This window comes from Sphingomonas hengshuiensis (assembly GCF_000935025.1).
Lineage (GTDB): Bacteria > Pseudomonadota > Alphaproteobacteria > Sphingomonadales > Sphingomonadaceae > Sphingomonas > Sphingomonas hengshuiensis.
This window is the reverse complement of record NZ_CP010836.1, coordinates 4,058,661-4,070,263: the sequence shown is the minus strand read 5'-3', so window position 1 is coordinate 4,070,263 and position 11,603 is coordinate 4,058,661. Positions and strand designations below refer to the sequence as shown.

Annotated in this window: 13 protein-coding genes; 1 reads left to right on the top strand and 12 read right to left on the bottom strand. The window is 67.5% G+C overall.

Annotated features, from left to right (window positions below; translation table 11 throughout):
• Positions 1-2: 2 nt before the first annotated feature.
• From TS85_RS18405 to TS85_RS18370, 8 genes are all read right to left on the bottom strand, one after another.
• A complete protein-coding gene (locus TS85_RS18405) occupies positions 3-1,337 on the bottom strand; it encodes a S41 family peptidase (RefSeq protein WP_044334167.1) in 1,335 nt (444 codons plus the stop codon).
• A gap of 83 nt (positions 1,338-1,420) precedes the next feature.
• Complete coding sequence (locus TS85_RS18400; RefSeq protein ID WP_155006475.1) at positions 1,421-2,605, bottom strand: murein hydrolase activator EnvC family protein; 1,185 nt, start codon at positions 2,603-2,605, stop codon at positions 1,421-1,423.
• A 4-nt stretch (positions 2,606-2,609) separates the two neighbouring features.
• On the bottom strand, positions 2,610-3,032 hold the full coding sequence (locus TS85_RS18395) for a 23S rRNA (pseudouridine(1915)-N(3))-methyltransferase RlmH (RefSeq protein WP_044334165.1): 423 nt from the start codon (positions 3,030-3,032) through the stop codon (positions 2,610-2,612).
• Between the two features lie 24 nt (positions 3,033-3,056).
• Entirely contained in the window at positions 3,057-3,434 is a 378-nt protein-coding gene (gene rsfS / locus TS85_RS18390; RefSeq protein WP_044334164.1) for a ribosome silencing factor, read from the bottom strand.
• An 8-nt stretch (positions 3,435-3,442) separates the two neighbouring features.
• Complete coding sequence (locus TS85_RS18385) at positions 3,443-4,087, bottom strand: nicotinate-nucleotide adenylyltransferase (RefSeq protein ID WP_265102098.1); 645 nt, start codon at positions 4,085-4,087, stop codon at positions 3,443-3,445.
• 43 nt (positions 4,088-4,130) lie between these two features.
• The gene (locus tag TS85_RS18380) at positions 4,131-4,385 is read right to left on the bottom strand and encodes a hypothetical protein (protein ID WP_044334161.1); all 255 of its coding nucleotides are present in this window, start codon (positions 4,383-4,385) and stop codon (positions 4,131-4,133) included.
• Between the two features lie 57 nt (positions 4,386-4,442).
• The gene (locus TS85_RS18375; RefSeq protein WP_227698534.1) at positions 4,443-4,790 is read right to left on the bottom strand and encodes a hypothetical protein; all 348 of its coding nucleotides are present in this window, start codon (positions 4,788-4,790) and stop codon (positions 4,443-4,445) included.
• Entirely contained in the window at positions 4,787-6,046 is a 1,260-nt protein-coding gene (locus TS85_RS18370; RefSeq protein ID WP_044334158.1) for a glutamate-5-semialdehyde dehydrogenase, read from the bottom strand. The genes TS85_RS18375 and TS85_RS18370 overlap by 4 nt, the downstream gene beginning before the upstream one ends.
• A 47-nt stretch (positions 6,047-6,093) precedes the next feature.
• Between TS85_RS18370 and TS85_RS18365 the strand changes: the two genes are divergently transcribed.
• Positions 6,094-7,143, top strand: a complete 1,050-nt coding sequence (locus tag TS85_RS18365; RefSeq protein WP_044334156.1) for a DUF3667 domain-containing protein — start codon at positions 6,094-6,096, stop codon at positions 7,141-7,143.
• A gap of 16 nt (positions 7,144-7,159) precedes the next feature.
• On the opposite strand, the gene TS85_RS18360 is transcribed toward TS85_RS18365, so the two are convergent.
• The 4 genes from TS85_RS18360 to TS85_RS18345 form a co-directional block, all read right to left on the bottom strand.
• Positions 7,160-7,528 (bottom strand): hypothetical protein, encoded by a 369-nt coding sequence (locus tag TS85_RS18360; protein WP_044334153.1) that lies wholly within the window; start codon positions 7,526-7,528, stop codon positions 7,160-7,162.
• A gap of 65 nt (positions 7,529-7,593) precedes the next feature.
• Positions 7,594-9,567, bottom strand: a complete 1,974-nt coding sequence (gene ftsH, locus TS85_RS18355) for an ATP-dependent zinc metalloprotease FtsH (protein WP_044334152.1) — start codon at positions 9,565-9,567, stop codon at positions 7,594-7,596.
• 67 nt (positions 9,568-9,634) lie between these two features.
• Positions 9,635-10,660: a tRNA lysidine(34) synthetase TilS gene (gene tilS, locus TS85_RS18350; protein WP_227698533.1), complete on the bottom strand. Its 1,026-nt coding sequence runs from the start codon at positions 10,658-10,660 to the stop codon at positions 9,635-9,637.
• Complete coding sequence (locus tag TS85_RS18345; RefSeq protein WP_044334151.1) at positions 10,638-11,582, bottom strand: tol-pal system YbgF family protein; 945 nt, start codon at positions 11,580-11,582, stop codon at positions 10,638-10,640. The genes tilS and TS85_RS18345 overlap by 23 nt, the downstream gene beginning before the upstream one ends.
• Positions 11,583-11,603 lie beyond the last annotated feature (21 nt).

Here is an 11,603-nt window from a genome sequence, read left to right as displayed (position 1 = left end):
GCTCAGCGCCCCTTGGTCGCGACGAGCGGGCTGTTCGGCCCGACCCGCGCGATCGTCTGGAGCGCGTAATGGAGCTGGAAATCGTCGATTCCCTGCTTCTTGAGCTGTTCCGCCGTGGCGGCAAAGCGCGGATCCGTCTTGGCGTCCTCTTCGAGCACGCCGTCGTCGACCTTTTCCGAATTGATCAGGTGACGGCGCAGATCGGCTTCGCGCAGCACCGGGCGATCCTTGTAATCGGGGTCCGAAATCTGCGGCACCATCAGGTCGGGCTTGATCCCGCCTTCCTGCACCGAATGGCCCGACGGTGTGTAATAGCGCGCGGTCGTGAGGCGCAGCGCGGCGCGCGGCCCCATCGGCAGGATCGTCTGGACCGATCCCTTGCCGAAGCTGCGCACCCCCATCACCAGCCCGCGGTGATGATCCTGGAGCGCCCCCGCGACGATCTCCGACGCCGAGGCAGTGCCCGAATCGACCAGCACCACCACCGGCAGCCCGCGCGCCAGATCCCCCGGCACCATCGATTCGGCGTAATAGCGGGAAATATCGTCCTTCTCGCGTCCGCGCTGCGACACGATCTCGCCATGCCCCAGGAACACGTCGGACACCGCGATCGCCTCGCTCAGCAACCCGCCGCCATTCTGGCGGAGATCGACGACATAGCCGAGCGGCTTGTGCCCCAGCTTCTTGTCGATCGACTGGATCGCGGCGATCGTGTCGGCGCCGGTTTGCGCCGTGAAGGTGTTGATGTTGATGATGCCGACGCCGTTCTTGACGTCCCACTTCACCGGCTTCTGCACGATCACTTCGCGGGTCAGGGTGAACTGCAGCGGTTTGTCGGCGCCGGGGCGGACGACGGTGAGCGTGATCTTGGTCCCCGGCTGGCCGCGCATCTGCTCGATCGCTTCGTCGAGGCTGCCGCCGACGATGAACTTGCCGTCGAGATGGGTGATGAAGTCGCCCGATTTGATCCCCGCGCGCGCCGCCGGGGTATCCTCGGTCGGGGCGATGACCTTCACCGCGCCGTCCTGCTGCGTGACGGTCAGCCCCAGCCCGCCATAATTGCCATCGGTCTGGATTTTCAGATTGTCGAATTCGAGTCCGTCGGCAAAGCTGCTGTGCGGATCGAGCGCCGCGAGCATCCCCTGGATCGCGCCTTCGACCAGCGTCTTGTCGTCGACCTTTTCGACATAGTTCGCCTTCACCTGGTTATAAACTTCCATGAAGGTGTCGAGTTCGCGGTAGCTGTTGGTATCGACCCCCGCCATGGCGCCCGAGGCGATGGGCACAAGGGCCAGTGCGCTGACGGCTGCAGTGACCTGAAGAAACGAGCGAAGCATCAAACGACTTTCCGGAAGCGCGGTGCGCGCAATATGGGGATCGATAGCGGCTTTTCCACGGCGTAGCAAAGCGCCGCGCAGCGTCAGCCGAGGAGCTGTGCGAGGTCCATCGGGCGGCCGCGACGGCGGAGTTCGACGGTCAGCTGCGGCGCATCGCCGGCACCCGCGCGCCCGATCGGAGCGCCCTGCGCTACGGTGTCGCCTACGCGCACCCCAACCGAGGCCAGTCCGGTGACGAGCGAGGTCCAGCCCTTGCCATGATCGACGATCACGACCCCGCCATAGGCGCGAAACGGTCCGGCATAGACGATGCGCCCCGCCGCCGGAGCAACCGCCGCGGCATTGGGCGCGCAGGCCAGCGTCAGCCCGCGCGCGCGCACGCCCGTCGCCGACAGTTCGCCGAGCCCGCTGACGACGCGCCCGGCCACTGGAAGCCGGTAGGCGGTGAGGGTGGTTGCACGCGTCGCGGGCGGTTCGCCGGGGGTGGTCGGTCGCGGCAGCGGGCCTGGCAGCGTGGCCAGCGCCGCCTGAATCTCGCGCGCATCGCCTGCGGTCGCCATCTGGTCGACGATCTCGCGCGCGCGCTCCCCTAGCGCCAGTGCGCGGTCGGATTCGACCAGCGCGCTGCGCCCCAGCGTCTGCGAGCGCAGCCGGTGCCCGGCCTCCAGCTTGACGAGCGCGGTGCGTTCGCCCTCCAGCCGCGCGCGGCCGTCGCGAAGGCTGGCGAGTGCGGCCTGGGCATCGGCGCGAAGCTGGCGGACGCGCGCCAGTTCGGCGCGGACATTCGCGGTGCGCGCGGCAACGACGGGCAGGGTGGTGCCGAGCACTGCCCGGATATGGACCATGTCGGCGGTCGACCCGGGCTGGACCAGCCCGAGCACCGCGGGGCGTCGGGCCATCGACTGGAGCGCCGCGACGAGCCGCAGAATTGGCCCCTGGCGCTCGGCGAGCCGGGTCCGCTGAGTTGTCAGCGCGCGATCGACGATCGCGATCCGGGCAAAGGCCGCGGCGATGTCTGCCTCCGCCGCCTTGATCCGCTCGGCAGCGGCGGCCTCCTGCGCGCGGGCCTGCGCCGCGAGGTCGCGCTCGCCTGCCGCGGCCTGTTCTAGCGCACGCGATCGTGCCTGTGCGGCCTGCGACGCGGCAGCGGCGGAATCGAGGCGCGCCTTTTGCTCGCCCAGCGACGGTGCCTGCGCCCGGGCCAGCGTCCCCGCCGCGAGCATCCCGGCCAGCGCAAGCGTCAGCGCGATGCTCCGCCCCGGCCCCATGGTGTCAGCCTTCGCGGTGATAGGGGTGGTTGGCGAGGATCGACGCGGCGCGCCACAGCTGTTCGGCCAGCATCGCGCGCGCCATCATGTGCGGCCAGGTCGCGCGCCCGAACGACAGCAACAGGTCGGCACCCGCGCGCTCGGCGTCGCCGAATCCATCCGCCGCACCGATCAGGAAGCGCACTTCGCGCACGCCGTCATCGCGCCACGCGCCCAGCCGCTCGGCGAGAACGCGCGAGGGCAGGTTATCGCCGGTTTCATCGAGTACGACGGTCTTTGTGCCCGGCGCCTTGTCGGGGACGCGCCCGCCGGTATCGGGCAGCTCGGTAACGCGAGTCGGCCAGGTCACGCGCTTGAGATAGCGCTCGACAAGCTCGGCCTCGGGGCTGCGCCCGATCCGCCCGCGCGCGACGATGTGCAGCAGCATCGCGCCGCTATCGCCGCGAAGGGCTCATGCCGGGCTGGCTTCGCCGAACGACCACATGCGTTCGAGATTGTAGAAGCTGCGCACTTCGGGGCGGAAGAGGTGGACGATCACGTCGCCCGCATCGATCAGCACCCAATCGGCGGTCGGCAACCCCTCGATACGCGGGCTGCGGCCGCATTCGGCCTTGATCTTCTCGGCAAGCTTCATCGCCATCGACGCGACCTGCCGCGTCGAGCGGCCCGAGGCGACGACCATGTAATCGGCAATGCTGCTCTTGCCCGCGAGCGGGATCGAGACGGTTTCCACCGCCTGATCGTCGTCGAGCGAAGTCAGCACGAGCTTGTGCAGCGCATCGATCCCTTGCGGATCGGTCGAACGCTGGACGGTGGGCGATGTGGCCAAGGAGCCTCCTAGGGTTTAACAGACGAAGTGCTGGTTTGTGGGGACGACGAAAACTGTCGATGCCAGGAAGGGTCTGCGGCCCGAAGGCGCGTCGCCGAAGTCGGATCGGGGCGAAAGCGCAGCATCACGAGGGCCGGCAATCTCCAACACGTCCAATTCTTTGCCTGGCCTGCGGGCCGCACAGCGCGCCGCAGCCAACTCATCGCAGGACTTGCGCGAGCGTTACCGTCATAGCCCGGACGCGCGATAACCGCAATCGGAACCTGTCGAGCGATGTCGCGCCACCGTTCCCAGCGATGGAACTGGGCCAGATTGTCGGCGCCCATCAGCCAGATGAAGCGGTGTTTGGGGTAAAGCCGCGGCAGTTTTGCCAGCGTATCGGCGGTGTAGCGGGTCTTGAGACGCTGCTCGATGGCGCTGGGGCGGATCGGCGCGCGCCGCGCCATCGCGCGTGCCGAGGCCATGCGCGCGGGGAAGGGCGCCATGCCCTTGACCGGCTTGAGCGGATTGCCGGGCGACACCAGCCACCACACTTCGTCGAGCCCCAGCGCGCGGATCGCGTGGAGCGAGAGCCGGCGATGGCCGCGATGCGCGGGATTGAACGAGCCGCCGAGGAGACCGATGCGCTTCAAGGGGTATGCTTGCGAAACCATATGTTGATTGCCCGCAAATCGAGGCGCGCGGGAGGGGATCGGATCAACTCCGGCATCGTTGCTGATGCTGCTCGATCATCGCGTCGAGTTCGGCCATCACTTCCGCATTCGGCGCGACGTCGCCCCGTTTGATCGCCTCAATACCTGCATGTAGGAAAGCGCGATAGTCCGCCTCGCTTTCTTTCACCTGCCTAACCGCCTCTGCCGATAACGCGGCGACGCTGCACGTTGCGATCTGCTCAACCATGGCCGGTGTCCCGGTATCGAGTTCGACGGCGATCTTGGCAAGCGTGGTCATGCCAGGAACCTAAGCCTCGCGGAAACGCGCTTCAAGGGGGGACGAAAGGCACCTCGCTCACTCAGGAAAGCGTCGCACCACCTCAATCGGCCCGACAATGGCAGCGTTGAATGCCTCGAGCGCTTCGGCGGGGATCCAATATTCGCGGTGCGCGCGGCCACCAGCCTCCTCTCGGCGGTAACTGGAAAGGAATTGCGCGCTGACCGCGAACCGGGTCACGAAGCCTGCACCGCTTTCCGGCACGTTCCAGTCGCGGGCGATCTTCACCGCATATTCCTCGGTCGTGACCGGGTAGAAGATCGGCTGCTCAGGAAGGCGCGGCGGAAAGGCAGTCATGCCGCTGGCCTCGATCAAGGCGAGTTCGGCGGGGCCGACGGGACGCCAGAGCGTTACGGTCTCGCTCAAGGCCGCGCCTGACCGGTCCCGCGCACCACCCATTTATACGTCGTAAGCCCCTCCAGCGCGACCGGCCCGCGTGCGTGCAGCCGGCCCGTGGAAATCCCGATCTCGGCGCCCAGCCCGAACTCGCCGCCATCGGCGAACTGCGTCGAGGCGTTCCACATTACGATCGCGCTATCGACGCCGTTCAGGAAGCGTTCGGCGGTGTCGGCATCGTCGGTGATGATTGCGTCGGTGTGGTGCGATCCGTGGCGGGCGATGTGTGCCATCGCCACATCGACGCCGTCGACCAGCTTTACCGACAGGATCGCGTCGAGATATTCGGTGTCCCAATCGGCGTCCGCAGCGGGAAGCGCGCGCGGCTCGATCGCCTGCACATCGGCATCGCCGCGCAGCTCGCACCCGGCATCGGCCAGCGCGGCGAGCACCGGCGCGGGATCGGCGAAGCCGCGATCGATCAGCAGCGTCTCGGTCGAGCCGCAAATGCCGGTGCGGCGCATCTTGGCGTTCACCGCCAGCGCGCGCGCCATTTCGGGATCGGCGGCGCGATCGATATAGGTGTGGCACAGCCCGTCGAGATGCGCGAGCACGGGCACCCGTGCCTCGGCCTGGACGCGCGCGACCAGCCCCTTGCCGCCGCGCGGCACGACCATGTCGATTGCGCCCTCGGCGGTCAGCATCGCCCCGACCGCCGCGCGATCGGTGACGGGGACGAGTTGCACCGCATCGGCGGGCATTCCCCCCGCCTCGAGTCCCGCCGCGAGCGCCGCATGGATCGCGCGGTTGCTGCGGATCGCTTCCGAACCGCCGCGCAGGATCGCGGCATTGCCCGCCATCGCGCACAAGGCGCCGGCATCGGCGGTGACGTTGGGGCGGCTTTCATAGATGATGCCGATGACGCCGATCGGCACGCGCACGCGGGCAAGTACCAGCCCGTTGGCACGCTCGGAACGGCTGATCGTGTCGCCGACCGGGTCGTCGAGCCGCGCGACGGCCTCGACGCCCGCCGCCATCGCCGCGACGCGACCGGCATCGAGCCGCAAGCGATCGAGCATCGCGCCCGACAGGCCCGAGGCGGCGCCCGCTTCCATGTCGAGTGCATTGGCGGCGATGATCGTGTCGCTCGCGGCACGAATAGCGTCGGCTGCGGCGATGAGAGCGCCGCTTTTCTGGTCGCTGGTCATCGCAGCGAGGCGCGTGGCCGCAGCCCGCGCGCGCGCGGTCATGTCGGCCATCAGCATGGAAATATCGGAGTCAGCCATGCTGCGTCCGCTAGCACGAGTCTGCGCAAGCTGGTAGGCGGCAAAACATGGGGGAATTCGACGCAGCGGGCGAATTGATGACGGGCGCGCTTCTCGGCCGGGCGGTCGAGCCGCGCACCGGGGAATGGCATGCGCCCGACGCGATGTGCCTCAATTGCGGGACTGCGCTGATCGGCGCGCATTGCCATGCCTGTGGCCAATCGGGGCATGTCCATCGCTCGCTGGGGGCGATCGGGCACGAGATATTGCACGGCGTCGCGCATTTCGAGGGCAAGATCTGGCGCACGCTGCCGCTGCTCGCCTGGCGGCCGGGCGAGCTTACCCGGCGCTATATCGCGGGCGAGCGATCGCGCTTCGTCTCGCCGATGGCGCTGTTCCTGTTCTCGATATTCGCGATGTTCGCGGCCTTTTCCTGGGCCGGGATCGGGCCCCCGGTCGACCTGCGCGGCGAGGACGGCTATCCCATCGCGGCAATCCGCGCCGAACGCGAAAAGGCGAGCGAGGAACGCGACAAGGCCGTGGCCGCGCTTCCGGCCGCCGACCCGGCAGAGAAGGTCGAGTTGCAGGACGCCATTCGCGAACTGGATGCGAAGCTGAGCGGGCTTGATGCTGCGGCGGCGGAGCTGAAGGAAGAGACGGCCCATGTCACGACCGCGCATACTGGGATCGAGACGCTGGATCACGGGCTGGAGAAGTGGAAGAAAAATCCGTCGCTAATGATCTACAAGCTGCAGTCATCGGGGTATAAATTCTCGTGGCTGCTGATCCCGCTTTCGCTGCCGTTCGTGTGGCTGCTGTTCTTCTGGAAGCGCGAGTATAAGCTGTACGATCACACGGTTTTCATTACCTATTCGATCGCGTTCATGTCGCTGCTGTTCATCGCCATCACGATCGGCGCATCGATCGGGCTGTCGCCGGGATGGCTGACATTTGCCGCGCTGGGGATACCCTTTGTCCACATCACCCGACAGCTCAAACAGGCCTATCGGCTGCGCTGGCGCTCGGCGATCGTGCGGGCGGTACTTCTGACCGTGTGCATCGAAATCGTGCTGATGCTGTTCCTTGCGATCCTGTTGCTGCTCGGCATCACCGGCTGAGCGTGCCGAATCGCTGTCAGCGGCAGGGATAGCGGCGCTGCATGATCGCGTAGAAGGCGCGCTTCATGCTCATTCCACGCTGGGCGGGCGGAATTTTTTCGAGTTCCGCGATCAGGTCGCTGCTCCCCATCTTTACCTGCCCCTTGGGTGGCGGGCAGCTATGCGGTTTGCGCCCGGCGATGCGCGCGGCCTCCAGGTCGGCGCGATAGGCGTTCGAAATCCCTGCGACCTCATTCTTGAGCAACGCAACATCGGGCGAGAACATCGCCGTCATGCCCTGCGCCTTGAGCGCGTTGGCCTTGGCGAGGAATTGCGCGACGGTCATCGCCTGCGCACTGCCTGCGACAAGGCACAGCGCGAAGGCGGCCAGCGTCAATCGCTTCATGTGAAAAGCCCTCCCTCGATCGCTCGAGGAAGGGCTATTCGTTTCGCAGTTAACGTCAAGGCTGATCAGGCACCTTGCGGGGCCGGGGTACCGAAGGGGCCCTTGGGCCGGCGGATCTTGGGGATCGAAGTGCCCCCCGCCGACAGCGGCGGCGCCTTCGAACCCGGATCCTCGCGACCAATCTCCTCGCCCGCGATCAGCCGCTTGATCTCGTCGCCGGTCAGCGTCTCATATTCGAGCAGCGCCTGCGCCAGCGCATGGAGCTGGTCGATATGCTCGCTCAGCACCTGCTTGGCCTTGCTCAGCCCGCCTTCGACCAGCTTCTTGATCTCGGCGTCGATCAGCAGCGCAGTCTCGTTCGACATATGCGCGGGGCGCGACATGCCATAGCCGAGGTAATTTTCCTCGCTATCGGCATATTCGAGCGGGCCCACCGCCTCCGACATGCCCCAGCGCGTCACCATGGCGCGCGCCAGACGCGTCGCCTGCTGGATGTCGCCTGATGCGCCCGAGCTGACCCGGTCATAGCCGAAGATCAGTTCCTCCGCGACGCGGCCGCCCATCGACATCGCCAGATTGGCGTACATCTGATCGCGGTGCATCGAGAGCTGGTCGCGTTCGGGCAGGCTCATCACCATGCCCAGCGCGCGGCCGCGCGGGATGATCGTCGCCTTGTGGATCGGGTCCGACGCCGGGTGGTGCAGCGCGACGATCGCGTGCCCCGCCTCATGATAGGCGGTCATCCGCTTCTCATCCTCGGTCATCAGCATCGAGCGGCGCTCGGCGCCCATCATGACCTTGTCCTTGGCGTCCTCGAACTCGCTCATCGCGACCAGCCGCTTGCCGCGACGCGCGGCGAGCAGGGCGGCTTCGTTGACCAGGTTCGCCAGGTCGGCGCCCGAGAAGCCCGGCGTGCCGCGCGCGATCGTGCGCGGATCGACGTCGGGGGCCAGCGGCACCTTCTTCATATGGACCTGGAGGATCTTCACCCGACCCTCGATATCCGGCCGGGGCACCACGACCTGGCGGTCGAAGCGGCCCGGACGCAGCAGTGCGGGATCGAGCACATCGGGACGGTTGGTCGCCGCGATGATGATGATGCCTTCGTTCGCCTCGAAGCCGTCCATTTCGACCAGCAGCTGGTTCAGCGTCTGTTCGCGCTCGTCATTCTGGTTGCCCAGACCCGCGCCGCGCGAACGGCCCACCGCGTCGATTTCGTCGATGAAGACGATGCACGGCGCCGACTTCTTGGCCTGTTCGAACATGTCGCGCACGCGGCTCGCGCCGACGCCGACGAACATCTCGACGAAGTCCGAGCCCGAAATGGTGAAGAACGGCACGCCCGCCTCACCCGCGATCGCGCGGGCGAGCAAAGTCTTGCCGGTGCCAGGCGAGCCCACGAGCAGCGCGCCCTTGGGAATCTTGCCGCCCAGCCGCGCGAACTTGGTCGGGTCCTTGAGGAACTCGACGATTTCCTGAAGCTCTTCGCGCGCCTCGTCGATGCCCGCGACGTCGTCGAAGGTGACCTTGCCTTCCTTCTGCGTCAGCAGCTTCGCGCGCGATTTGCCAAAGCCCATCGCGCCCGAGCCCGAATTCTTCTGCATCTGGCGCACCACGAAGAACGCGATGCCCATGAACAGCAGGAACGGCAGCGACTGGACGAGGATATATTGCCAGATCGACGCGCCTTCCTCGGGGCGTGCGTTGATCGTTACGCCCTTCTCGCGCAGCGTCGGGATGAGCTGGGGGTCATTGGGCGCATTGGTGCGGAACTTCGCGTCGCTCGACAGCGCGCCGGTCACGATGCTTGTGCCGGCAGAGCCTGCGGCGACGTTGACCGACTTGACCTCGCCGGCCTGCACCTTGTCGAGGAAGCTCGAATAGGACATCGCGTCGCCCGCGGTCTGGCTTGCGGGGCTGTTGAACAGCTGAACGAACAGCGCCAGCGCCGCCAGGATGCCGACCCAGATCAGCAGGCTCTTCATCCAGGGATTGCCGCCGCCATTTTCCGGGCCCGGCTGCTTGTCGTTGTCGTTCATGTGCGCACGATACCTTTCATCTCCTAAGATAGGCGACGCCAGGTTAATGGCAATGGAACAACGCCGATCAGTGTGATCGGCGCGGCGGTGCCATCCGGAATCGCCATTCCGCGCCCATGGGGGCGGCGGCGACCCCTGCCAGCGTCGCGCTCCGGCCCGAATCGAGGGCCGCAACCAGCCGATCGATCCCCGTTCCGCCGCCTGCGCCGCTTCGCTCCCCGCCGCGCAGCGTGGCGATCGCGCGAATCGCGAGGCGGCGGCGGAGTTCATAGGGAAGCCCGGCACTGTCGATTCGAACCGCGCCTTCGGAATCGACTCGCACGCGCGCCGCCCATTCGCGTTCGGCCACCCATGCCAGCGCCTCCTCGGCATCGCGCAGGTTCGCGGCGGCAAGCGCGAGCCGGTGCGGGGGCAATTCGCCGGTCGCCGAGAGCAGCGCACGCACGCGGCTCCGATCGAAGCGCGGATGGCGATTCGACGGGTCCTCCGCTGCGACCAGCCCGGCATCGGCGACGATCGCGGCCAGCGTGTCACGGCGCCAGCCGAGCAGCGGGCGGACGAGCAGCGGCCCGTCCTCGCCCAAAGCCCGCGCCCGCGCCATCGCCGCCAGCCCCCCGACGCCCGCGCCGCGCCGGGCGCGCATCAGGAAGGTCTCGGCGAGATCGTCCTGCTGGTGCGCCACGGCGATCCACGGCGCATGCGCCGCATCGCCGCCGCCTCGCGCCCATGCCTCCAGCAGGCGATAGCGCAACGCCCGGGCGCGGTCCTGCAGATTGCCCGGCCCGGCCAACGCCGTTGTCGGCGCCAACACCGCATGCGCTATGCCCAGCCGCGCGCAAAGCGCGGAGACCACAGCGGCCTCTTCAGCAGCTTCGGCGCGCAGGCCGTGATCGACGGTCGCCGCGACGACGCAGCCGGGATAGCCGGCATGGGCAAGCAGCAGCAGCGCGAGGCTGTCGGGCCCGCCCGACACCGCGACTCCGAGCTGCTTGTCGGGCCGTGGAGACTCGCCGGTAATCGCCTCCAGGTCGCGCCGGAACCGCGCGACCATGTCCGCCGGGGGCGTCAGCTCATTTGCACTTTTGTGCGGCACGGCCCTGTTCGACGCCGGTCTTCATCTCGGCCGACAGGCGTTCGCCATAGAGCTGGGTCAGCTCGGTATAGACCTTGCAGATTTCGGGGGCAGGCTTTTTGAGCTTGGTCAGCGCCTGCGCCAGATAATAGAGACTGTCGGCGGCGCGCTCGCCATTCGGGTTTTTCTTGTAATTCTCGTAAAATGCGACCGCGGCCAGGCTGGGGGCCCCGGCATCGAGATAGGCACGCCCGAGCAGATTCTGCGCATAGCTCGCGCGGCGATGGCTGGGATATTTGGTGGCGACGACCTCAAGCTCGCGGCGCGCCTCCGGATAAAGCTTCGCCGACCACAGCCGATAGCCATAGAGATAGCCGTCCTCCGCCGCGTCGCCGCTTGCCGGCTTCTCGATCGCGGCGACCTGCTGCGCGCGCGTGCCCGTCGGCTTGGGGGTGTTCACCTCTGCCGCCGGGGCCGGGGGGCGGGTGCCGGGGCGGGTCGGGACGTCGATGATCGGCACTGCGTCGATCACCGGGGGACGCCCGGCGGGGACGGCGCTCGCGGTCTCCTCCAGCGCTTTCAGCCGCGCGTCGGTCGAACGCTTATAGGCGTTGAACGCATCCTCGAGCTGGCGCAGGCGATACTGGTTCTGCTCGATCTGGCCGGTCAGCGAGGTCAGCTGGCTTTCGACCGCGGCGACGCGCTGGGTCAGGTCGGTCATCAGGCTGGTCGAGGGCGCACCGGGAATGCGGGTATCGGCCTCCGGGGTGATCTGTGGCTCGATGGTCTGGCCAGCGCCGCCGGGAAACACCTTGCGCTGCACCGCGCGCATCTCGCGCTCGAGCCGGTCGACGCGCCCCTCGATCGCGGTGGTTTGCGCCTGCGCGGCGCCCGACGCGCCGAATGCCGCGGTCGCGAGCAGGGCTGCCAAGAATATACGCATGGTTTTCACACCCCCCGGTGC